Here is a 22780-nt window from a genome sequence, read left to right as displayed (position 1 = left end):
CGGCCAGGTGCGGGTGCGGATCGGCGCAAGACCTCCGCGGGGTGCAGGGGTGGCCGTCAGCGCACGCTGGCGACTGCGCATCACCGGGGAGGTGCTCCATCCACGCGGGGAAGCTTCGCGCGAGCTCCGGCGTGCCGCTGCCGGCAGTGGTGGAGGAGTGCTGATTTTCCCGCAGGGGTCGCACGAACGGGCGACATCACCTAACCTCTGCGCGCGTGAGGACGCGAGATGATCGCCCCGAGGATGCGGACTTCAGCGACCACGGTCCCGGTGCGTCCGGGGCGCAGACCCGGGTCGTGCCGGGCGGCGGAGCCCGCGGAACGCAGCCCGCGCCCACCGCGGAACCCGGTGGCCCTTCCGGTTACGACTACTACGACGACGACGGGTACACCGACGGCGAACCGCCCCTGCTGCGCGGGCGGGACGAGGACTTCTACGCGGAGGTGCCGCACCGGCCGGCGCCGTGGACCGCCGGCGCCGACCTCGGCCTGCTCGTGCTGCGGCTCGGTCTCGGCGCGGTGTTCGCGGTGCACGGCGCGCAGAAGCTCTTCGGCGCGTTCGGCGGTCCCGGCCGCGCGGGGTTCGCCGACGCGCTGCGCAGCATGGGATTCGCCGAGCCGGAGACGCTCTCGCTGGTCACGGGGATCACCGAAGTGGCGGCGGGAGCGCTGCTCGTCCTGGGCTTGTTCACGCCGCTGGCGGCGGCCGGTGTGCTCGGCGTCATGGCTTCGGCCGTCATCGCGAACCGCGGTTCCGGCTTCTTCGCGCCGGAGGGCGTGGAGTTCCCGGCCGTGCTCGGCGTCGCGGCGCTGGCCCTGATGTTCACCGGGCCCGGTCGGGTGGCGGTCGACAAGGGCCGGGTGTGGTTCCGCCGCCCGGTGCTCTTCGGCGCGCTGGGCCTGCTCGTCGCCGCCGGCGCCACGGCTGCCGTGTTCGTCCTGCTGTATCAGGGTTTGTGACCGAAAATCCCCGCCGACCTGCGGTTTCTTTTCTGGAACTCTTCCAGTGTGCGCAATTTTCATGAAAATTGCGCACACTGGAACGAGTCCAATGTGGCGGCCGCGGCCGCTGAGCGTCACAGCGTGACGTCGCGCACGGCGCCGTAGGAGGCGGAGGTGGCGAACCGGGCGTAGGCCTGCAATGCGCGGGTGACCGGCCGCTCCCGGTCGACCGGTTGCCACGGGGCCTCGCTGGCCTGCATCTTCGCGCGCCGCTCGGTGAGCACCTCGTCGGGGACGAGCAGCTCCAGCTCGCGGTCGTGGGCGTCGATGCGCACGCGGTCGCCGTCCTCGATCAGCCCGATCGCGCCGCCGCTGGCCGCCTCCGGGGAGACGTGCCCGATCGACAGCCCGGACGTGCCGCCGGAGAAGCGCCCGTCGGTGATCAGCGCGCACTTCTCACCGAGGCCGGCGCCCTTGAGGAACGCCGTGGGGTGCAGCATCTCCTGCATCCCGGGCCCGCCCGAGGGGCCTTCGTAGCGGATCACCAGCACGTCGCCCGGCTGCACCTCGCGGTTGAGGATGACCGAGACGGCCTGCTCCTGGCTCTCCACCACGCGCGCCGGGCCCTCGAACCGCCACAGCGCCTCGTCCACGCCCGCGGTCTTGACCACCGCGCCCTCCTCGGCGATGTTCCCGCGCAGCACGGCCAGGCCGCCGTCGACGGTGTAGGCGTGCTCGTAGTCGCGGATGCACCCGGACTCGCCGTCGGTGTCGAGCGAGGACCACCGGTTGCTCTGGGAGAACGCCTCGGTGGTGCGCTGCCCGCCGGGAGCGGCGTGGAACAGCTCCCGGGCCTGCTCGGACGGCTCGGCCGCGCGGATGTCCCAGGCCGCCAGCCAGGAGTCGAGATCGGGGCTGTGCACCGAGCGCACGTCGCGGTGCAGCAGGCCGGCGCGGTCCAGCTCGCCGAGGATGGCGGAGATGCCGCCGGCGCGGTGCACGTCCTCCATGTGGTAGTTGGAGTTCGGGCTCACCTTGCACAGGCAGGGCACGCGCCGGCTGGTGTCCTCGATGTCCTCGAGGGCGAAGTCGATCTCGCCCTCCTGCGCGCCGGCGAGCGTGTGCAGCACCGTGTTCGTCGAGCCGCCCATGGCCATGTCCAGCGCCATCGCGTTCTGGAAGGCGTGGCCGTTCGCGATCGACCGCGGCAGGACGGAGTCGTCGTCCTCGCCGTAGTACTGCTTGGCCAGCTCCACCACCGTGCTGCCGGCCTGCTGGAACAGCGCGCGGCGCGCGGAGTGCGTGGCCAGGGTCGAACCGTTGCCGGGCAGCGCGAGCCCGAGCGCCTCGGTCAGGCAGTTCATCGAGTTGGCGGTGAACATGCCCGAGCAGGAACCGCAGGTGGGGCAGGCCGAGCGTTCGACCTCGGTCAGCCCCTCGTCGTCCACCTGGTCGCTGGCAGAGGCGGCGATCGTGGTGATCAGGTCGGTGGGCGCCTGCGCCACCCCGTCGACCACCACGGCCTTGCCGGCCTCCATCGGCCCGCCGGAGACGAACACCGTCGGTATGTTCAGCCGCATCGCCGCGTTGAACATGCCCGGGGTGATCTTGTCGCAGTTGGAGATGCACACCAGCGCGTCGGCCTTGTGCCCGTTGACCATGTACTCCACGGAGTCGGAGATGATCTCCCGCGAGGGCAGGGAGTACAGCATGCCGCTGTGCCCCATCGCGATGCCGTCGTCGACGGCGATGGTGTGGAACTCGCGCGGCACGCCTCCGGCTTCGCGGACGGACTCGGCCACGACGTCCCCCAGGTCGCGAAGGTGCACGTGGCCGGGCACGAATTGGGTGTACGAGTTGGCGATCGCGACGATCGGCTTGCCGAAGTCGTCATCGCCCATCCCGGTGGCGCGCCAGAGCGCGCGGGCCCCGGCGGCGTTCCGGCCGTGTGTCGTGGTGCGTGAGCGCAACTGGGGCATTGCCACACCAGCCTTTCCGAATGCGCTAGTCGTCGGCCGCCCGGTGCCCGGCCACCGCCACGCCGCCGTGTTCGACATCCGGCGGACGGGGAAACGCGCGGCCCGAGGTGCAGGTCCGCGTCCGACCGGTAGGGGCCACCGACCGGCGTGTGCGAGGTTCGCGCCTTGTGGGCGCACAACGTCGGCGGTGCCAGAAACACTACTCCTGCTGTTCAGGGTTGGGCAGCCGCCCACCGCTCATCAGCGCGAGCTTCGGCACGTCCCGCGTCCGCACGCCCGACAACCGCACCTGCCGCTCCGAGTCGAGCACGGCGCTGATCCAGCCGTGCTCGCGCAGCCGCAGCGAGCGCAGCTGCTCCCACGCGATCCGCCGGGTGCGCAGCGGGGTGCGCACGGTCAGACCGCCGGCGTCGACGAGGGTTTCGCTGCGCACGATCCACACCGCCAGCGCGATGGGGACGAGGTAGAGCAGCGGTGCGGGGCCTCCCGCGAGGGTGGCCACGGGCGTCGCGCACACGGCGATGGCCAGCGGCGCCAGCAGCGAGTCCCGGCTGACCCGGATCGCGAGGGATGCGGGGAGGTCCTCCGCCGGTGCGGCGCTCGTCTGCTGGTCCCGCTCGTTCCCGCCTGCGGATCCGGTCTCGGCGGCCTCACCGCTCGCACCTGCGGACCCGTCCTCCGCGGCCGAACCGCTCGCGCTCCGGTCGCGCGTCCCCTCGGCGCCGGGGCGCGCTGCGGGGGCGTCCGCGCCGCCGTCGGCGCCGGCCGTCCCGGTGGCACCGGACTCGTCAGCCCCGGCGGTTGCGCTGGCCGCGTCGGCACCGCTCGCGGGAGCGCCGGTCTCGCCGGTGTCCGCGGCGGAGGTGTCGTGCTCGTCGCTCACGCCTCCATGGTCTCACCCCGGGCGGGTGGGTCGCGGAGAGCGTGCGGGCGGGCTGCCGCAGGTGCGCTCGTACCCGCTGCGCTGAGACCTCGCGTCCCGCGATGCGGGAGCTTTCTCCCGCAGGTTTGACCGCGTGCAGTGGATCCGACTAATGTTCGCGGCATGCTGCGACCGAACGACATTCTCGTACTTCCGGGGCGCGTCGACGCCTAGGGAGTTCGCAGCGTCGACGCGCCCAACCCTCGCAAGGCCATGTCTCGGCCGGCGGGGGTTTTTTCGTGTTCCGGCCCACTCCTGATCGCGAGGCAGAGTCCATGACCAGCGCCAACACCCGACAGAAAGAGGACTCGGCGGCGTCGCCGAGCCCCCGTCCGAAACCCGCTCCTCCCGAAGGTGCTCCCGTGCGCACGACCGGGGCGCGTGCCCTCGTGCGCTCGCTGGAGGCCGTGGGCTGCGAGATGGTCTTCGGGTTGCCGGGCGGAACGATCCTGCCTGCCTACGACCCGCTGCTGGACTCCGGGAGCCTGCGCCACGTCCTCGTGCGGCACGAGCAGGGCGCCGGGCACGCGGCGACCGGATACGCCCAGGCCACGGGCAAGGTGGGGGTCTGCATGGCCACCTCCGGCCCCGGTGCGACGAACCTCGTCACGGCCCTCGCGGACGCGAACATGGACTCGGTCCCGCTCGTGGCCATCACCGGTCAGCAGAGCACCGGGATGATCGGTACCGACGCCTTCCAGGAAGCCGACATCTGCGGCATCACCCTGCCGGTGACCAAGCACAACTTCCTGGTCACCGACCCCGACGACATCCCGCGCGTGATCGCCGAGGCGTTCTACCTGGCCTCGACCGGCCGTCCCGGCCCGGTGCTGGTGGACATCCCGAAGGACGTGCAGCAGGCGAGCGCGTCCTACTCCTGGCCGCCGGAGATGCGCCTGCCCGGTTACCGCCCGACGAGCAAGCCGCACAACAAGCAGGTGCGGGAGGCCGCGCGTCTCATGGGCCAGGCGCGCAGGCCGGTGTTCTACGTGGGCGGCGGCGTCATCAAGGCCGGGGCGCACGAGGAACTGCGGGCCGTCGCGGAACGCACCGGGATCCCGGTCGTGACCACGCTGATGGCGCGCGGCGCGTTCCCGGACTCGCACCCCCAGCACCTGGGCATGCCCGGCATGCACGGCACGGTCGCCGCGGTCGCGGCGATGCAGCGGGCGGACCTGCTCGTCGCGCTCGGCACCCGGTTCGACGACCGGGTCACCGGGCAGCTCTCCTCGTTCGCCCCGGACGCCACGGTCGTGCACGCCGACATCGATCCGGCCGAGATCTCCAAGAACCGGCACGCCGACGTGCCCATCGTCGGGGACTGCGCCGAGGTGCTCACCGAGCTCGACGAGGCCGTGGCCGAGCACCGGGCGGAGAACGGCAGCAGCGACCTGTCCGCCTGGTGGGAGCAGCTCGACGACTGGCGCTCCCGCTTCCCGCTGGGCTACCAGCAGCCGGCCGACGGCAGCCTCTCCCCGGAGCACGTGATCGAGCGGCTCGGCGCGCTCGGGGGTGACGACGCGGTCTACGTCGCGGGCGTCGGCCAGCACCAGATGTGGGCCGCGCAGTTCATCGGCTACGACGCCCCCCGCACCTGGTTGAACTCCGGCGGGCTGGGAACGATGGGCTACGCCGTTCCCGCCGCGATGGGGGCCCGGGCGGGGCGCCCGGACGCGCCGGTCTGGGCGGTCGACGGCGACGGGTGCTTCCAGATGACCAACCAGGAGCTGGCCACCTGCGCCATCGAGGGCATCCCCATCAAGGTGGCGATCATCAACAACGGCAACCTCGGTATGGTCCGGCAGTGGCAGAACCTCTTCTACGCCGAGCGTTACTCGAACAGTGACCTCGGCAGCCACCAGCACCGGATCCCGGACTTCAAGCTGCTGGCCGAGGCGCACGGGTGCGTCGGCCTGCGGTGCGAGTCCGAAGAGGACGTCGACAGCGTCATCAAGCGTGCGATGGAGATCGACGACCAACCGGTCGTGATCGACTTCGTGGTGGGCAAGGACGCCCAGGTGTGGCCGATGGTGGCGGCTGGTACGAGCAACGACGAGATCATGGCGGCGCGTGGTATTCGCCCGCTGTTCGACGAGGACAAGGGGTGAGCGCGCCGATGAGCCGACACACGTTGAGCGTGCTGGTGGAGAACGTGCCCGGGGTGCTGGCCCGCGTGTCCGGGCTGTTCTCCCGGCGCAACTTCAACATCGAGTCGCTGGCGGTGGGGCCGACGGAGCACCCGGAGATCTCCCGGATGACCATCGTCGTCTCGGTCGACGAGCAACCGCTGGAACAGGTCACCAAACAACTCAACAAACTGGTCAACGTGATCAAGATCGTCGAGCTCGAGGAGGACTCGGCGGTGCGTCGCGAGCTGCTGCTGGTCAAGGTCCGGGGTGACGCCTCGGTGCGCAGCCAGGTCCTGGAGACCGTGCAGCTGTTCCGCGCCAAGGTGGTGGACGCCTCGCCGGAGGCGCTGACCGTGGAGGCCACGGGCACCGCCGACAAGCTCGACGCGTTGCTGCGCATGTTGGAGCCGTACGGGATCCGCGAGATGGTGCAGTCCGGCACCATCGCGATCGGTCGCGGCCCCAAATCGATCACGGCCACCGCCCCCGTGCGGTGACGAGCACAGCCGGAAAGGAAGAGGACCATTGGCAGCTGAGACTTTCTACGAAGCCGACGCCGACCTCGGCATCATCCAGAGCCGCAAGGTGGCCGTGATCGGCTACGGCAGTCAGGGCCACGCGCACGCGCTGAGCCTGCGGGACTCGGGCGTGGACGTGCGGATCGGCCTGCACGAGGGCTCGAAGTCGCGCCAGAAGGCCGAGGAGGACGGTCTGCGCGTGGCCACCGTCGCCGAGGCCGCGGCCGAGGCCGACGTCATCATGCTCCTGACGCCGGACACCAAGCAGCGCGAGATCTACGCCAACGACATCGCGCCGAACCTGAAGAGCGGTGACGCGCTGTTCTTCGGCCACGGCTTCAACATCCGCTACGACCTGATCCAGCCGCCGTCCGATGTGGACGTGGCGATGGTCGCGCCGAAGGGGCCGGGCCACCTGGTGCGGCGGCAGTTCGTCGACGGCAAGGGCGTGCCGTGCCTGATCGCCGTGGAGCAGGACCCCTCCGGGCGGGCCCAGGCGCTGGCGCTGGCCTACGCGGCCGGCATCGGCGGTGCCCGCGCCGGCGTCATCAAGACGACCTTCACCGAGGAGACCGAGACCGACCTGTTCGGCGAGCAGGCGGTGCTCTGCGGCGGCACGAGCGCGCTGGTGCAGAACGGCTTCGAGGTGCTCGTCGAGGCGGGCTACCAGCCGGAGATCGCCTACTTCGAGGTGCTGCACGAGCTCAAGCTGATCGTCGACCTCATGTACGAGGGCGGCATCGCCGGGCAGCGCTACTCCTGCAGCGACACCGCCGAGTACGGCGACCTCACCCGCGGTCCGCGGGTCGTCGACGACCACGTCAAGGAGTCGATGCGCAAGGTCCTCGGCGAGATCCAGGACGGCAGCTTCGCCAAGGAGTGGGTGTCCGAGGACGACAACGGCCGCCCGAACTTCAACCGGCTGCAGCAGCAGGGCAACGAGCACCAGATCGAGGAGGTCGGTCGCGAGCTGCGCTCGCTGATGTCCTGGACGATGAAGTGAGGGAGTCCGCGCGCTGAGCTCGTCCGCGACCCCGCCGCACTTCCCGGCGCGGCGGGGTCGCGGGCCGCGTTGCCCGGTTCCGCTGCGTGGGCGCTAGAGTTCGCAGCGTGCCAGAGGACGACGAGACCTACGACGACAAGGCGCACATCCGCGACGATCTCGATTTCAGCGCTGCGGAGTGGATTCCGAGCACCGACGACCCGGCGGAACCGGGAGTGGAGATCGCGTTCGTCGACGGTTACATCGGGATGCGCAACGGTGCCGATCCGGAAGGTCCGGTGCTGGTGTTCACCCCGGAGGAGTGGGACGCGTTCGTCGCGGGGGCCAAGGACGGCGAATTCGACGAGCCCTGACGGCCCCGCGGCTGATCCATTCGGGCGACACTCGAGTACCCGCGCGATGGCCTTGCTGACCTGCGAAGATTCACGAAAGAGCAATATTCTTCGCGGTGATCCGGGCTACACCCTTGTGAACGAGTTCTCAAATTGTCGCTAGACTGCGCCGCGTTCGGGACACAACGAGGTGCCCGTGCATCGACCGTGATCCCTCGCAATGGAGCTTTCTCGTGACCAATGCAAGCCGTCCTGTCGTGCTGATCGCAGAAAAGCTGGCGCCGTCGGTGATCGAGGCGCTGGGCAACGAGGTCGAGGTGCGCCAGGTCGACGGTACCGACCGCCCCGCGCTGCTGGAGGCAGTGGCCGACGCCGACGCGCTGCTGGTCCGCTCCGCCACGAAGGTCGATGCCGAGGTCCTGGCCGCGACCACCCAGCTGAAGGTGGTCGCTCGCGCCGGTGTCGGCCTGGACAACGTGGAGGTACCGGCCGCGACCGAGCGCGGCGTCATGGTGGTCAACGCGCCCACCTCGAACATCGTGTCGGCCGCTGAGCACGCCATCGCCCTGCTGCTGTCCGTGGCGCGGAACGTGCCGGCCGCGGACCAGAGCCTGCGCGGCGGCGAGTGGAAGCGCAGCGCCTACACCGGCGTCGAGCTCAACCAGAAGACCATCGGCGTGGTGGGCCTCGGCAAGATCGGCCAGCTGGTGGCGCACCGGTTGGCCTCCTTCGAGGCCAAGATCATCGCCTACGACCCCTACGTGTCCAAGGCGCGCGCCGCCCAACTGGGCATCGAGCTGGTGAGCTTGGACGAGCTGCTCTCCCGCGCGGACGCCATCTCCATCCACCTGCCCAAGACCCCGGAGACGCTGGGGCTCATCGGCGCGGAGGAGCTCAAGAAGACCAAGCAGGGCGTCATCATCGTCAACGCCGCCCGCGGCGGGCTCGTCGACGAGGAGGCGCTGGCCGACGCGGTGCGCAACGGGCACGTCGGCGGTGCGGGCATCGACGTGTTCAAGGAGGAGCCCACCACCTCCAGCCCGCTGTTCGAGCAGCCCAACGTCGTGGTGACCCCGCACCTGGGCGCCTCCACCGTGGAGGCGCAGGACCGCGCGGGCATCGACGTGGCGAAGTCGGTGCGCCTGGCGCTGGCCGGCGAGTTCGTGCCGGACGCGGTCAACGTCCAGGGCGGTGCCGTCGGCGAGGAGGTGCGCCCGTACCTGCCGCTGACGCAGAAGCTGGGGCAGCTGCTGGCCTCCCTGGCGGGCACCACCCCCACCTCGGTCACGGTCGAGGCGTGCGGCGAGCTCGCGGACGAGGACGTCTCCGTGCTGCAGCTGGCCGCTCTGCGGGGCGTCTTCGCCGGAGCGGTGGAGAGCCAGGTCACCTTCGTCAACGCGCCGCAGATGGCCGAGGAGCTCGGCGTGTCGGTGGAGGTGCAGAAGAGCCCCGAGAGCCCGAACCACCGCAGCCTCGTGACCGTCCGCGCCGGCATGCCGGACGGCTCGATCGCCCGCGTGTCGGGCGCGCTGACCGGTTCGAACCTCGTCGAGAAGGTCGTCGAGGTCAACGAGCGGCACTTCGACCTGCGCGCCGAGGGCAACATCCTGCTGCTGGAGTACCCGGACCGCCCCGGTGTCATGGGCAAGGTCGGAACCCTGCTCGGCGAGGTCGGCGTGAACATCGACGCCGCCACGGTCAGCCAGACTACCGAGCGGGACAACGCCGTCATGCTGCTGCGCGTGGACCGTCCGGTGGACGCCGGCGTGTTGGAGCCGATCGGTAACGCGGTCGGCGCGCGCATCGTGCGTACGGTGAGCTTCGAGTGACGAGCGGGGTGGGCAGGTCGTCCCACCGAGTGGGATATGTGAACCACTAGGTGGGTCGGCCTGCGGCCGCCGCCACGGGAACGAGTAGCCTTCGGCGCAACGGTTTCGAGGCCCCGCGACACGGGGTGTTCGCTCGGGAGGTGTGTAGATGCGGCTCGCTGTGATCCCCGGTGACGGGATCGGGCCGGAGGTGGTGACCGAGGCGCTGAAGGTCCTCGGTGAGGTCGTCCCGGACGCCGAGATCACTCGCTACGACCTGGGAGCCGCTCGGTGGCACGCGACGGGGGAGCTGTTGCCCGAGTCCGTCCTCGGGGAACTGCGCGAGCAGGACGCGATCCTGCTCGGCGCCGTCGGTGACCCCTCGGTGCCCAGCGGGATCCTCGAGCGCGGTCTGCTGCTGCGGCTGCGGTTCGAACTCGACCACCACGTGAACCTGCGCCCGGCGCGGTTGTACCCGGGCGTGTCCAGCCCGGTCAGCGATCCGGGCGAGATCGACATGGTGGTGGTCCGGGAGGGGACCGAGGGTCCCTACGCGGGCAACGGTGGGCTCCTGCGCAAGGACACGCCGCAGGAGGTGGCCACCGAAGTCAGCCTGAACACGGCGTTCGGGGTGGAGCGCGTGGTGCGCGACGCGTTCGCGCGCGCCAACGTGCGCCCGCGCAAGCACCTGACCCTGGTGCACAAGACGAACGTGCTCAGCCACGCGGGATCGCTGTGGTCGCGCGTGGTGGAGGAGGTGTCCCTGCAGTACCCGGACGTGACCGTGGCTTACGAGCACGTGGACGCGGCCACGATCCACCTGGTCACCGACCCGGGCCGGTTCGACGTCATCGTCACCGACAACCTGTTCGGCGACATCCTCACCGACATCGCCGGCGCGGTGACCGGCGGTATCGGTCTGGCGGCCAGCGGCAACATCGACGCCACCGGCCGGAACCCGAGCATGTTCGAGCCGGTGCACGGCAGTGCCCCGGACATCGCCGGGCACGGCGCGGCCGATCCGACCGCGACCGTGCTGTCGCTGGCGATGCTGCTCGACCAGCTCGGCGCGGCCGAGGCCGCGCGGCGGGTGGAGGCCTCGATCTCCTTCGACCTGGCCACGCGCGATCACGCCGCCCCGGGGACGACCCAGGCGATCGGTGACCGGCTCGCGGCGCTGGTCTCCTCGCGGGAGGTCGCCGTGTCGAGCAACAGCGCCTGACGCGCCCGCCCGCGGCCGTCCGGTCGTGCGCACCGCTGCCGTGTCGGGTGCCTTCCGCGGAAGGCACCCGACACGCGTGTGCGCGGCCCCGTTGGCGTTCCCGAGCTGCGGCGTCCCCGCGCTGGTGTTCTCGCGTCGGCGTTCCCGCTCGCGTGCCCGGTGGTCCCCGCCGGCCGCTGCCGCGACCACCGCGGTGGTGTGACCGGACGCACAGCTCGAGCTCCGCGGTGGCGGCCGCTCGCGCCGCCGCGCGGCCTGAACTGCGCGAACGTCCGCGGGCAGCAGCGGACCCCGCGGGTCGGCGACGGTGCGCGAATCGTTCAACATGCGGGAAGCGGCGCCCGACGAGTGATCCCGCTTGCCGGATGTGGCAGCATAGCGGCGTGGCTTACCGCATCACCATTATTGGCGGGCGCGCCGGGTAGGAGACTCCGCACTCCCCGGCGCGCAGACCTCTCGCATCCCGCGGGGGGTCTTTTTTGTTGCCACGGCCAGGCACGCAGTCAGCACGCAGTCAGCAACACTGAACCAGTCGAGGAGCAGGCAGTGACGCGCACGACCCCGGCAGCGACCCCTCTGGGCGACTCGTTCCACGTTTACGACACCACGTTGCGGGACGGGGCCCAGCGGGAAGGCATCTCCTACTCGGTCACCGACAAGCTCGCGGTGGCGCGGCAGTTGGACTCGCTCGGCGTCGGGTTCATCGAAGGCGGCTGGCCGGGCGCGCTGCCCAAGGACACCGAGTTCTTCCACCGCGCCGCGCAGGAGCTCGAACCGCAGCACGCCGCGCTCGTCGCGTTCGGGGCGACGCGGCGGCCCGGTGCCCGGGCCGAGGACGACCAGCAGGTGCGCGCCCTGCTCGACGCCCGGGCCCCCGTGGTCACGCTGGTGGCCAAGGCCGACCGCAGGCACATCGAACGGGCGCTGCGCACCGAGGTCGCCGAGGCCTGCGCCATGGTCTCCGACACCGTGCGGCACCTGGTCGCCGAGGGCCGGCGGGTGTTCCTCGACGCCGAGCACTTCTTCGACGGCTACGACCACGACCCGGACACCGCGCTGCGCGTGCTCGAAGCCGCGGGCGGGGCAGGCGCCGACGTCGCCGTGCTCTGCGACACCAACGGCGGGCAGCTGCCCATGCGGCTGGCCGAGACCGTCGGCGAGGTCATCGCGCGCACCGGTCTGCGGGTGGGGATCCACTGCCAGGACGACACCGGCTGCGCCGTGGCCAACAGCGTGGCAGCGGTGCAGGCGGGCGCCACCCACGTGCAGTGCACCGCGAACGGGTACGGCGAGCGCGCGGGCAACGCGGACCTGTTCGCCGTCGTCGGGAACCTGGCCACCAAGCTCGACATGCCGGTGCTGCCGGGGGGCAAGCTCGCCGAGATGACGCGCGTGGCCCAGGGGGTCACCGAACTGGCCAACCTCTCCCGGGACACGCACCAGCCGTACGTGGGGGACGCCGCGTTCGCGCACAAGGCCGGTCTGCACGCCAGCGCGATCAAAGTGGACCCGGAGCTGTACAACCACATCGACCCGGCCCTCGTCGGCAACGACATGCGCGTGCTCGTCACCGAGATGGCCGGACGAGCCAGCCTCGAGCTCAAGGGCGCCGAGCTCGGTGTGGATCTCGCGTCCAATCCGGACGCCGTGACCGGTGCGGTCCGCCGCGTGAAGGAGCTCGAAGCCCACGGCTGGTCGTTCGAAGCGGCCGACGCCTCGCTGGAGCTGCTGCTGCGCCGCGAGATCGCGGCCACCGAGACCGAATCCACCGGGAGCGAGCCGGAATCGGGGAGCCCGCAGGGCGAATCCCGCTTCGCCGCGCCGTTCTCGCTGGAGTCCTACCGGGTCGTGCTGGACCACCGCCCCGACGGCAACGTGGTCTCCGAGGCGACGGTGAAGGTCGTCGTCGACGGCGAACGAGTCATCGCGACCGCCGAGGGCAACGGCCCGGTCAACGCGCTCGACGCGGCGCTGCGCGAAGCGCTCGTGCCGCACCTGCCGTGGGTCGGCGACGTGGACCTGGTCGACTACAAGGTGCGCATCCTCACCGATGCGGCCGGCACCGACGCGGTCACCCGCGTGCTCGTGGAGTCCCGCGACGGCGAACGCGAGTGGAACACCGTCGGCGTGCACGGCAACATCGTCGAGGCCAGCTGGATGGCGCTGTGCGACGCGCTGGCGTACAAGGCGGCCCACCGCAACGCCCTCACGACCGGCTGAGGAAGGTGAGGTCGGGGCGCCTGCGCGGTCCTGCAGCCGAACCTCCGGGGCACACCGCGTGGTGTGCCGGCCACGGTGGGGGCGCGGGTCCCGGTCCCCGCTGCCCGTGCGCGTGGAGCGGCTGCGCACGCGGGTTAGGCTGGGTGCTTCCGACTGTCGATTGTTCCCATCCCTGTCAGGGAGGTCGCTGTGCGCCTGGCTCGCGTAGCCCACTCCGACGGCGTGTCGTTCGTCGCGCTCGAACCGGATCCGCAGAACCCGCAGGAGAAGGTCCTCGCGGTGGAGATCGACCAGCACCCGTTCGGCGATCCCCAGTTCACCGGCCGCAAGTGGCCGATGTCCGAGGTCCGGTTGCTCGCGCCGATCCTGCCGACCAAGGTGATCTGCGTCGGCAAGAACTACGCCGAGCACGCGCGCGAGATGGGCGGGGAACCGCCGGCGAACCCGGTGATCTTCATGAAGCCCTCGACGAGCGTGACCGGGCCGCACGCGGCGATCAAGCGGCCGCCGAGCTCGAACCGCGTGGACTACGAGGGCGAGCTCGCCGCGGTGATCGGCCAGCCGTGCCGCAACGTCCCCGAGGCCCGCGGGACCGACGTGCTGCTGGGCTACACCATCGGCAACGACGTGACCGCGCGCGACCAGCAGCAGGAGGACGGGCAGTGGACCCGGGCCAAGGGCCACGACACCTTCTGCCCGATCGGTCCGTGGATCGACACCGCCGTGGACCCCGGTGATCTGGGCATCCGGACCGAACTGGACGGTGAGATCAAGCAGGAGTCCCGCACCTCGCTGCTGCAGCACGACGTGGGCGGCCTGGTCGCCTGGGTCTCCGCGGTGATGACCCTGCTGCCGGGGGACGTGATCCTCACCGGCACGCCCTCGGGCGTGGGCCCGATGGAAGCGGGGCAGAAGGTCTCGGTGTCCATCGACGGCCTGGGCACGCTGACGAACACCGTGCAGGACGCCTGACCCCGCGCCACGCTCGACCCAGCGCGCCCGGGACGCGGGCGGGCCGACCGCGCGGCGGGTCCGCGTCCGGGGTTCGTCCCGCTGGCCCTCGCGCACCGCGCACGAGGGGGTGGACATTTCGCGCGAAATGTCCACCCCGGCCGGGCGTCACGTCTGCAGCGCGGCCGCGGGCGGGCGTTCCGGCACGGCCCCGTAGGCGATGATGTACGGCGGGACGCGGCGCAGCCGGGGCACGCGCCCGGCCAGTCGCAGCGGCAGCGGAGGACGTGCCGCGGACAGGTCGAGCTCGCCGCGCAGCGCCGGCCCGACCACGTTGTCGTGCGCGAGCCGCTGCAGCCGCTGCACCAGGGCGGTCGCGGGGTACCGGCGGCGCTGCACCGCCGCGACGTGCCTGCGCTGCAGCGTTCCGGTGCGCAGCGGTTCGGCGAGGTGGCGGGCGGCAGCTACGGCGTCCTGCACCGCCAGGTTGATGCCCACGCCGCCCACCGGCGACATCGCGTGCGCCGCGTCGCCGAGGCACAGCAGACCGGGGCGGTGCCACCGGCGCAGCCGGTCCAGGCTCACCCGCAGCAGCTTCACCTCGGACCAGTCGGCGACGAGCGCGCGGCCGTCGCCGAGCCACGGCAGCGCCGCCACGAGGTCGGCGTTGAGCTCCTCGACGGGCACGTTCCCGCGGCGGTGGGCGTCGCTGTCCTTGGAGATGGTCGAAGCGACCTGGTAGTAGTCGCCGCGGTCGATCAGCACGGTGAACCGGCGGTCGGCGATCGAGCCCAGCCCCCCGGCCGGATCGGTGTCCCGCCGCGGCAGGCGGAACCACTGCACGTCCATCGGAGCGGGGAAGTCCCGCAGCGGCAGGTCCGGCAGGTCGCGGGCGAAGGAGCCGCGGCCGTCGCAGGCGACGGTGATCGTCGCGCGCAGTTCCCCGGTGGCGCCGTCGCCGGTGCGGTAGCGCACCCCGTTGACGCGCCCTCCCTCCCGGATCGGCTCGGTGACCTCGGTGCCCATCCGCAGCGTGAACGCGGGTTCCCGCCCGGCGGCGTCGGCGAGGAGGTCGAGCAGGTCCCACTGCGGGACCATGGCGATGTAGTTGTACGGCTCCGGCAGCGTGCGCAGGTCGCCGAGCACGCGGGGCTGCCCGTCGAGGAGGAGGCCGACCGTCTCGAGGCGCCGCTGCGGCAGCCGGGCGAAGTCCTCGAACAGGCCGAGCTCGTCCAGCAGGCGCAGCGTGGTCGGGTGCACCGTGTCCCCGCGGAAGTCGCGGAGGAAGTCGGCGTGCTTCTCCAGCACCGTGACGTGCACCCCGCAGCGGGAGAGCAGGAGCCCGAGGACGATGCCGGCGGGCCCGCCGCCGACGATGCAGCAGGTGGTTCGCTCCATTGCGATCCCCTCCAGCGTTCAACGCCTGTTGAATTCATGGCACCACCGGCGGTGCGCCCCCGTCAACCCGGACGGGCTCGCCCGACGCGGTGCTTCCGACGCCGCCGCGGTGCCCGCGGCGGTGAACAGCTCCCCGCACCCGCTCGGCGCCGCCGACTGGATACGCTGAAACCGTGATGAGCACGCCAGAAGCCGCAACGACACCTGTCCGCGCCCGGTTCTGCCCCTCACCGACCGGGACGCCGCACGTCGGACTGATCCGCACCGCGCTGTACAACTGGGCCTTCACCCGGCACCACGGGGGAACGCTCGTGTTCCGCATCGAGGACACCGATGCCAGCCGGGACAGCGAGGAGTCCTACGCCGCGCTGCTCGACGCGCTGCGGTGGCTCGGCCTCGACTGGGACGAGGGCCCCGAAGCCGGCGGGGAGCACGGGCCCTACCGGCAGAGCCAGCGCGGCGAGATCTACCGCGACGTCGCGCGGCGGCTGCTCGAGGCCGGCGAGCTCTACGAGGCGTTCTCCACTCCCGAGGAGGTCGAGCAGCGGCACCGCGCGGCGGGGCGCGACCCGAAGCTCGGCTACGACAACCACGACCGCGACCTGACCGAGGAGCAGAAGGCGGCCTTCCGCGCCGAGGGGCGCACCCCGGTGCTGCGGCTGCGCATGCCCGACCGGGAGATCGGGTTCACCGACCTCATCCGCGGTTGGATCTCCTTCCCCGCGGGCAGCGTGCCGGACCCGGTGCTGGTGCGGGGCAACGGCGATCCGCTCTACACCCTCACCAACCCCGCCGACGACGCGCTGATGCGCATCACGCACGTGCTGCGCGGGGAGGACCTGCTGTCCTCGACGCCGCGGCAGATCGCGCTGTACGAGGCGCTGCAGCGGATCGGTGTCACCGATTTCACACCGGAGTTCGGCCACCTGCCGTTCGTCATGGGGCCCGGCAACAAGAAGCTCTCCAAACGCGACCCCGAGTCCGACCTGTTCCACCACCGCGATCGCGGGTTCGTCCCGGAGGGGCTGCTCAACTACCTGGCGCTGCTGGGGTGGTCGATCTCGGACGACCGCGACGTCTTCACGCTCGACGAGATGGTCGCGGCCTTCGACATCGGCCGCGTCAGCGCCAATCCCGCCCGGTTCGACGTGAAGAAGGCCGAGGCCATCAACGCGGCGCACCTGCGCCGGCTGGACGCGGCGGACTTCGCCGAGCGGGTGGTTCCGCACCTCGTCGGGGCCGGTGTCCTCCCCGGGCAGCCGACCGAGCAGGAGCGCGCTCTGGTGCACGCCGCCGCACCGCTGGTGCAGGAGCGGATCGCCGTGCTCTCCGAAGCAGCGGGCATGATGCGGTTCCTGTTCGCGGGCGGTGATTTCGAGATCGAGCAGTCCTCCGCGGACAAAGCGCTCACCGGTGACGCGGCGTCGATCCTGGACGCCTCGCTGTCCGCGCTCGACGAGCTGCCGGAGTGGACGGCCGCTGCGATCGAGTCCGCGCTGAAGGGCGCCGTCGTGGACGGACTCGGCCTCAAACCGCGCAAGGCCTTCGCACCGGTGCGCGTGGCCGTGACGGGACGCACGGTTTCGCCGCCGCTGTACGAGTCCATGGAACTGCTCGGCCGCGAGGTCTCGATGGACCGGCTGCGCGCCGCGCGGGAGCGCGTGCCGGCGGCGGAGTAGTCCGCGCACTGCTCAACCGAATCAGCGGCGGAGGATCACCGCGTTGGCAGAGTCGCTCCCGGCGGGTGAGCGCGTAGCCTCTCGGGGTGATCTCCGCCCCTGACGAACCCACGCGTGTGTCCAGGTCCCGCCGCGAGCGCGCGATCGCGGCGGTGAGCCTGGACATCGACGACACCCTGCTCGACAGCGAGAGCGCTGCACGCGCCGGATTGCGCGCCCTCGTCGGAACGGAGCGGGCGTGGCCGGTGTGGCGCTCGGTCACCGAGCGCCACGAGCAGCACTACTTCGCCGGGGAGTTCGACTTCGACACCATGCGGGTGCGCAGGACGCGCGCGTTCTTCGCGGAGTTCGGCGAGCACATCGACGACGCCGAGGCGGACCGCCGCGAACGCGTGCGGGCGGCGGCCATGCGGCGGGCCTGGCGGCTGTTCGGGGACGCCCGTCCGTGCCTGGACTGGCTGCGCGCCAACGGTATGCGCCTGGCCGTGGTCACCAACGCGCCCGGGCAGTACCAGCGCGCGAAGATCGAGGCGCTCGGTCTCGCGGGGTGTTTCGACGCGCTCGTCATCTCCGGCGAAATCGGTGTGCGCAAACCGGACCCGCGCATCTTCCGCGGGGCGAGCGAGGCGCTGGGACTGGCCCCGGAGCGGATCGTGCACATCGGTGACCGCCTCAGCACCGACGCCCTCGGTTCGGGCCGCGCGGGCATGCGCGGGGTCTGGCTGAACCGGGCGCGCGCGGGGCACCCGCCGCCCGCGGTGCCGATGATCTCCAGCCTGCGCGAGCTGCCGCTGCTGATCACCGGGTTCGCCGCCGGCGGCGGGTTGCCCGCGCAGCGGACGGTGCTCGCCGGCGCGCACGGCTGATCCGGCGGCGGTGCCGCCCCTCCGACCTCCCCGCCGGGGAAGCGTCCTCACCTGCGGGAACAGCGAAGGAGGGGGGTGGTTTCAGGGCCGCCTGCGGCGTGGTCTAAGATATTCATCAGACGGCGACGGGGAGCGCCGGGGACGAAAAACCCGCGGGTTGGAGGTCCTGGCAGCGCCCTGGAGCCGATGAACAATGGGGTATGGTGTAATCGGCAGCACGACTGATTCTGGTTCAGTTAGTCTAGGTTCGAATCCTGGTACCCCAGCTGGTCGGTCCGACTCCTTCGAAGTTCGGGCAGGACCGGGGTCCCGTCGTCTAGCGGCCTAGGACGCCGCCCTCTCAAGGCGGTGGCGCGGGTTCGAATCCCGTCGGGACTACGCTGAGCGCCGGCACCTCCTGGGTGCCGGCGCTTTCGCTTTCGCCGGCTTCGCGTTCGCTCGTTCCGCTTGCGGGCGTGCGCCGGTTCCACCCCGGCGGTACCGCGCTGCGGCCGTACGGTAGGGTTCCGTGCGGACACAGCGAGGTCCACTTGGTGCGGTCCCGTCGTCTAGCGGCCTAGGACGCCGCCCTCTCAAGGCGGTGGCGCGGGTTCGAATCCCGTCGGGACTACGGAGAACCCCGGTGCCTGCGGCGCCGGGGTCTTCTCGTCTCAGAGGCGGTTCTGCAGCGCGTCGGCCGCCGCGAGGAGGTCCGCGGCCCACCGCGAGCCCGGCCTGCGCCCCATGCGGTCGACGGGGCCGGACACGGAGATGGCCGCGATGACGTTGCCGCTGGCGTCGCGGACCGGCGCGGACACGCTCGCGACGCCGGCTTCGCGCTCGGCGACGCTCTGCGCCCAGCCGCGCCTGCGCACCTCCATCAGCGTGCGTTCGCCGAACACCGCTTCGGACAGCACCGCCCGCTGGGTTGCGGCGTCGGCCCAGGCGGCGAGCACTTTCGCCCCGGATCCCGCGTACATGGACACCGCGGTCCCCACGGGGACCGTGTCGCGCAGCCCCGAGGGCGGTTCGGCGGTTGCGATGCACAGCCGCTGCATCCCGTCGCGCCGGTAGAGCTGCACGCTCTCCGAGGTCGCGTCGCGCAGCTTCGGCAGCACCGTCGACGCCGCCTCCAGCACCGGGTCGACGGCGCCGCCGGCGAACTCGGCCAGGGCGGGTCCCGGCCGCCAGTTCCCGTCCGAGCCGCGCCGCAGCATCCGGTGGACCTCGAGGCCCACCGCCAGCCGGTGCGCCGTCGCCCGGGGCAACCCCGTGCGTGCGCACAGCTCGGCGAGGCCGCAGGGCTCCTCGGCGATGGCCGAAAGTACGGCCACGGCCTTGTCCAACACTCCGATACCGCTATGCTGTCCCACGTAACGATATTAACGTCTCGTCATATGGGATGTCCACTCTGTGGGAGGTTCCGCGACGAGCGTCACTCCAGTGGGAGCAGCAATGGGAAAGACACTCGCCGAGAAGGTCTGGGACGCGCACGTCGTCCGCGAGGGAGAGGGCAGCGAACCCGATCTGCTCTACATCGACCTGCACCTGGTGCACGAGGTGACCAGCCCGCAGGCGTTCGAGGGGCTGCGGTTGGCCGGGCGGCAGGTCCGCCGCCCCGACCTCACCCTGGCGACGGAGGACCACAACGTCCCGACCACCGGTACCGAACTGCCGATCGCCGACCCCGTTTCGCGCACGCAGGTCGACACGCTGCGCCGCAACTGCGACGAGTTCGGCGTCCGGCTGCACCCGATGGGCGATGACGAGCAGGGCATCGTGCACGTCGTCGGCCCGCAGCTGGGCCTGACGCAGCCGGGCGCCACCGTGGTGTGCGGTGACAGCCACACCTCCACGCACGGGGCGTTCGGCGCGCTCGCCTTCGGCATCGGAACGTCCGAGGTGGAGCACGTGCTCGCCACCCAGACGCTCCCGCTCAAGCCGTTCCGGACGATGGCCGTCAACATCGAGGGCACGCTGCGGCCCGGTGTGACGAGCAAGGACGTCATCCTCGCGGTGATCGCGAAGATCGGCACGGGCGGCGGCCAGGGCTACGTCCTGGAGTACCGCGGCGAGGCCGTGCGCGCCATGTCCGTGGAAGCCCGCATGACGATGTGCAACATGTCCATCGAAGCCGGGGCGCGCGCCGGCATGATCGCACCGGACGAGACGACTTTCGCCTACCTCGCGGACCGCCCGCACGCGCCCAAGGGCGAGCAGTGGGACGAAGCCGTCGCCTACTGGACCTCGCTGGCCACGGACGAGGACGCGCGCTACGACGCGGAAGTCACGATCGACGCCGACGCGCTCACGCCGTTCGTCACGTGGGGGACGAACCCGGGGCAGGGCCTGCCGCTGGGCGAGAGCGTGCCGAACCCGGCCGAGATGGCCGACGAGGCGGAACGAGCAGCGGCCGAAAAGGCGTTGGAGTACATGGATCTGCAGCCCGGCGCGCCGCTGCGGGAGGTCGCCGTGGACACCGTGTTCCTCGGTTCCTGCACCAACGGCCGCATCGAGGACCTGCGCAGCGCGGCGGAGATCATCGAAGGGCGCAGGGTTTCGGACGACGTCCGGATGCTCGTCGTCCCCGGGTCGATGAAAGTCCGCAACCAGGCGGAGTCCGAGGGGTTGGACGAGGTCTTCCGCGGTGCCGGGGCGGAGTGGCGTTCGGCCGGTTGTTCGATGTGCCTGGGGATGAACCCGGACCAGCTCTCCGCCGGCGAGCGCAGCGCCTCGACGTCCAACCGGAACTTCGAGGGCCGCCAGGGCAAGGGCGGCCGGACGCACCTGGTCTCCCCGCTGGTCGCGGCCGCGACCGCCGTGCGCGGCACGCTGTCCTCCCCGGAGGACCTGGACTGACCCGGCGCTCCGCGCGCCGTGCCCACCACGAACGACAAGGAGCAACCGCCGATGGAACCCTTCACCACGCACACCGGTGTCGGCGTGCCGCTGCGCACGTCCAACGTGGACACCGACCAGATCATCCCGGCCGTGTACCTCAAGCGGGTCGCCCGCACGGGCTTCGAGGACGCGCTGTTCTCCGCGTGGCGCGCCGACCCCGACTTCGTGCTGAACCAGGAGCCCTACCGCCGCGGCAGCGTGCTCGTCGCCGGACCGGACTTCGGCACGGGTTCGTCGCGCGAGCACGCGGTCTGGGCGTTGCACGACTACGGATTCCGGGTGATCATTTCGTCCCGATTCGCCGACATCTTCCGGGGCAACGCGGGCAAGCAGGGACTGCTGACGGCCCAGTGCGCCCAGTCCGATGTGGAGCTGCTCCAGGAGGAGCTGGAGGCGAACCCCGGTGCTGAGCTCACGGTCGACCTGCGCGAGCGCACCGTGCACGCGGGCGGCCGCACCGTGTCCTTCGACATCGACGACTACACGCGTTGGCGCCTGCTGGAAGGGCTCGACGACATCGGGCTGACCCTGCGCCACGTAGAGACGATCGACACGTTCGAGTCGCGGCGTCCGGACTTCAAGCCGACCACCGAGGAGTTGGACGCGAGCTGACGCGCTGTTCGCGCCAGCGGTATTTTTCGGCGCACAGCAGGAAGAACGAGGTTTTCCGGAACAACTTCAACACCTCCGCCGGAGCGAACGGCAGCCCCCTCGGGGCGACTTGATTGCCAGCCGCGCCAACGAAAAAATAGGCGTGGCGAATGGCATTTGTTTGTCATGGGCTTTACCGTTGACATTGAGTCGGCCCGAGGGGGCCGTTAGTCGTTGTCCTGGGAGGGACCTGAAGTGAACAAGGCCCAACTCATCGAGGCCCTGGCCGAACGGCTCGGTGACAAGAAGACCGCGAGCCAGGCCGTGGAAAACGTCGTGGACATCATCGTCCGCAACGTGAACAAGGGCGAGAAGGTCAACATCACCGGATTCGGCGTCTTCGAGAAGCGCGCTCGGGCCGCTCGCACCGCGCGGAACCCCCGCACGGGCGAGACCGTGAAGGTGAAGAAGACCAACGTGCCGGCCTTCCGCGCCGGTACGCAGTTCAAGGAAGTCGTCGGCGGACAGCGGAAGCTGCCGCGGGTGTCCGGGTCCAAGGCGGGCACGGCGCGGGGGCAGACCACGCGGACCACCTCGTCGCGGTCTGCGGCCTCCTCGTCGGCCACCTCGGCGAAGACCAGCCGTGCCACCACGAAGGCGAGCACCGCCAAGACCGGCACGAGCAAGGCCAGCACCGCCAAGGCGAGCACGGCCAAGACGGGCACCGCCAAGACGGGGACGTCGAAGGCGAGCACCGCCAAGACCGGCACGGCCAAGACGAGCACGGCCAAGGCGAGCACCGCCAAGACCGGCACGAGCAAGGCCAGCACCGCCAAGGCGAGCACGGCCAAGACGGGCACCGCCAAGACGGGGACGTCGAAGGCGAGCACCGCCAAGACCGGCACGAGCAAGGCCAGCACCGCCAAGGCGAGCACCGCCAAGACCGGCACGAGCAAGGCCAGCACCGCCAAGACGGGCACCGCCAAGACGAGCACGGCCAAGGCCGCGCCGAAGAAGTCGACGGCGAGCAAGTCGACGTCCGCGGCGAGCAAGTCGACCTCGACGGCGAGCAAGTCGACCTCGACGGCGAGCAAGTCGACGTCCGCGGCGAAGACGTCGGGGACGCGTTCCACCAGCACCAAGAAGTCGCAGTCCGCCGGCAAGACCACGCGGAAGTGAACGTGCTCGCCGATGCGGTGAGCACGTTTTCCACCATCCGGCAACGGGCGGTGTCCTGACCCCTCGCGGGGAACGCGGACACCGCCCGTTCGTCGTGCGCGGGCCGCCTGCAGCGGCTTCTCAGCGCTTCGCAGGGCGCGCCGGGGTGTTTCCCCGCATCAC

General features: G+C 71.2%; 18 protein-coding genes and 3 tRNA genes. 17 read left to right on the top strand and 4 right to left on the bottom strand.

The window, feature by feature from the left end; translation table 11 throughout:
- The first annotated feature begins 215 nt into the window (after positions 1-215).
- The gene (locus ACYVJE_RS08765) at positions 216-959 is read left to right on the top strand and encodes a DoxX family protein (protein ID WP_459156970.1); all 744 of its coding nucleotides are present in this window, start codon (positions 216-218) and stop codon (positions 957-959) included.
- A gap of 116 nt (positions 960-1075) precedes the next feature.
- Here the strand turns inward: ACYVJE_RS08765 and ilvD are convergent, their stop codons facing one another.
- Both ilvD and ACYVJE_RS08755 read right to left on the bottom strand, forming a co-directional pair.
- Positions 1076-2920, bottom strand: coding sequence for a dihydroxy-acid dehydratase (gene ilvD / locus ACYVJE_RS08760; protein ID WP_461144078.1), 1845 nt, complete (start codon positions 2918-2920; stop codon positions 1076-1078).
- A gap of 199 nt (positions 2921-3119) precedes the next feature.
- Positions 3120-3803: a PH domain-containing protein gene (locus tag ACYVJE_RS08755; RefSeq protein ID WP_461144077.1), complete on the bottom strand. Its 684-nt coding sequence runs from the start codon at positions 3801-3803 to the stop codon at positions 3120-3122.
- Positions 3804-4117: 314 nt separating this feature from the next.
- On the opposite strand from ACYVJE_RS08755, the gene ACYVJE_RS08750 reads away from it, so the two are divergent.
- From ACYVJE_RS08750 to ACYVJE_RS08715, 8 genes are all read left to right on the top strand, one after another.
- Positions 4118-5950 carry an acetolactate synthase large subunit gene (locus ACYVJE_RS08750; protein ID WP_461144076.1) on the top strand — a complete coding sequence of 611 codons (1833 nt, stop codon included), beginning with the start codon at positions 4118-4120 and terminating at the stop codon, positions 5948-5950.
- An 8-nt stretch (positions 5951-5958) separates the two neighbouring features.
- Positions 5959-6468, top strand: coding sequence for an acetolactate synthase small subunit (gene ilvN, locus ACYVJE_RS08745; RefSeq protein WP_461144075.1), 510 nt, complete (start codon positions 5959-5961; stop codon positions 6466-6468).
- A 28-nt stretch (positions 6469-6496) separates the two neighbouring features.
- Complete coding sequence (gene ilvC / locus ACYVJE_RS08740; RefSeq protein ID WP_459156965.1) at positions 6497-7492, top strand: ketol-acid reductoisomerase; 996 nt, start codon at positions 6497-6499, stop codon at positions 7490-7492.
- A gap of 107 nt (positions 7493-7599) precedes the next feature.
- On the top strand, positions 7600-7845 hold the full coding sequence (locus tag ACYVJE_RS08735) for a DUF397 domain-containing protein (RefSeq protein WP_459156964.1): 246 nt from the start codon (positions 7600-7602) through the stop codon (positions 7843-7845).
- 212 nt (positions 7846-8057) lie between these two features.
- Positions 8058-9653 carry a phosphoglycerate dehydrogenase gene (serA, locus tag ACYVJE_RS08730; RefSeq protein ID WP_461144074.1) on the top strand — a complete coding sequence of 532 codons (1596 nt, stop codon included), beginning with the start codon at positions 8058-8060 and terminating at the stop codon, positions 9651-9653.
- Positions 9654-9801: 148 nt separating this feature from the next.
- Positions 9802-10854 (top strand): 3-isopropylmalate dehydrogenase, encoded by a 1053-nt coding sequence (locus ACYVJE_RS08725; protein WP_461144073.1) that lies wholly within the window; start codon positions 9802-9804, stop codon positions 10852-10854.
- Between the two features lie 546 nt (positions 10855-11400).
- Complete coding sequence (gene cimA, locus ACYVJE_RS08720; protein WP_461144072.1) at positions 11401-13074, top strand: citramalate synthase; 1674 nt, start codon at positions 11401-11403, stop codon at positions 13072-13074.
- A 189-nt stretch (positions 13075-13263) separates the two neighbouring features.
- Positions 13264-14046 carry a fumarylacetoacetate hydrolase family protein gene (locus tag ACYVJE_RS08715; protein ID WP_459156960.1) on the top strand — a complete coding sequence of 261 codons (783 nt, stop codon included), beginning with the start codon at positions 13264-13266 and terminating at the stop codon, positions 14044-14046.
- A 147-nt stretch (positions 14047-14193) separates the two neighbouring features.
- Here the strand turns inward: ACYVJE_RS08715 and ACYVJE_RS08710 are convergent, their stop codons facing one another.
- Positions 14194-15423 (bottom strand): FAD-dependent oxidoreductase, encoded by a 1230-nt coding sequence (locus tag ACYVJE_RS08710; RefSeq protein WP_461144071.1) that lies wholly within the window; start codon positions 15421-15423, stop codon positions 14194-14196.
- Between the two features lie 176 nt (positions 15424-15599).
- Between ACYVJE_RS08710 and gltX the strand changes: the two genes are divergently transcribed.
- The 5 genes from gltX to ACYVJE_RS08685 all read left to right on the top strand — a co-directional run bounded on the left by gltX (position 15600) and on the right by ACYVJE_RS08685 (position 18578).
- Positions 15600-17102 carry a glutamate--tRNA ligase gene (gene gltX, locus ACYVJE_RS08705; protein WP_461144070.1) on the top strand — a complete coding sequence of 501 codons (1503 nt, stop codon included), beginning with the start codon at positions 15600-15602 and terminating at the stop codon, positions 17100-17102.
- Between the two features lie 116 nt (positions 17103-17218).
- Positions 17219-17968 (top strand): HAD family hydrolase, encoded by a 750-nt coding sequence (locus ACYVJE_RS08700; protein WP_461144069.1) that lies wholly within the window; start codon positions 17219-17221, stop codon positions 17966-17968.
- 194 nt (positions 17969-18162) lie between these two features.
- A tRNA-Gln gene (locus tag ACYVJE_RS08695) sits at positions 18163-18234 on the top strand.
- A gap of 39 nt (positions 18235-18273) precedes the next feature.
- Positions 18274-18346, top strand: a tRNA-Glu gene (locus tag ACYVJE_RS08690).
- A 159-nt stretch (positions 18347-18505) separates the two neighbouring features.
- Positions 18506-18578: transfer RNA gene (locus tag ACYVJE_RS08685), tRNA-Glu, on the top strand.
- A 40-nt stretch (positions 18579-18618) separates the two neighbouring features.
- Here the strand turns inward: ACYVJE_RS08685 and ACYVJE_RS08680 are convergent.
- The gene (locus tag ACYVJE_RS08680; RefSeq protein ID WP_459156956.1) at positions 18619-19320 is read right to left on the bottom strand and encodes an IclR family transcriptional regulator; all 702 of its coding nucleotides are present in this window, start codon (positions 19318-19320) and stop codon (positions 18619-18621) included.
- Positions 19321-19402: 82 nt separating this feature from the next.
- On the opposite strand from ACYVJE_RS08680, the gene leuC reads away from it, so the two are divergent.
- From leuC to ACYVJE_RS08665, 3 genes are all read left to right on the top strand, one after another.
- Positions 19403-20806 carry a 3-isopropylmalate dehydratase large subunit gene (leuC, locus tag ACYVJE_RS08675; RefSeq protein WP_459156955.1) on the top strand — a complete coding sequence of 468 codons (1404 nt, stop codon included), beginning with the start codon at positions 19403-19405 and terminating at the stop codon, positions 20804-20806.
- 51 nt (positions 20807-20857) lie between these two features.
- Positions 20858-21460, top strand: a complete 603-nt coding sequence (gene leuD, locus ACYVJE_RS08670; protein WP_461144068.1) for a 3-isopropylmalate dehydratase small subunit — start codon at positions 20858-20860, stop codon at positions 21458-21460.
- A gap of 234 nt (positions 21461-21694) precedes the next feature.
- Positions 21695-22618 carry an HU family DNA-binding protein gene (locus ACYVJE_RS08665; RefSeq protein WP_461144067.1) on the top strand — a complete coding sequence of 308 codons (924 nt, stop codon included), beginning with the start codon at positions 21695-21697 and terminating at the stop codon, positions 22616-22618.
- Positions 22619-22780: the final 162 nt, after the last annotated feature.

Source organism: Salinifilum aidingensis, from assembly GCF_054782015.1.
This window is presented reverse-complemented; position numbering and strand designations above follow the sequence as displayed.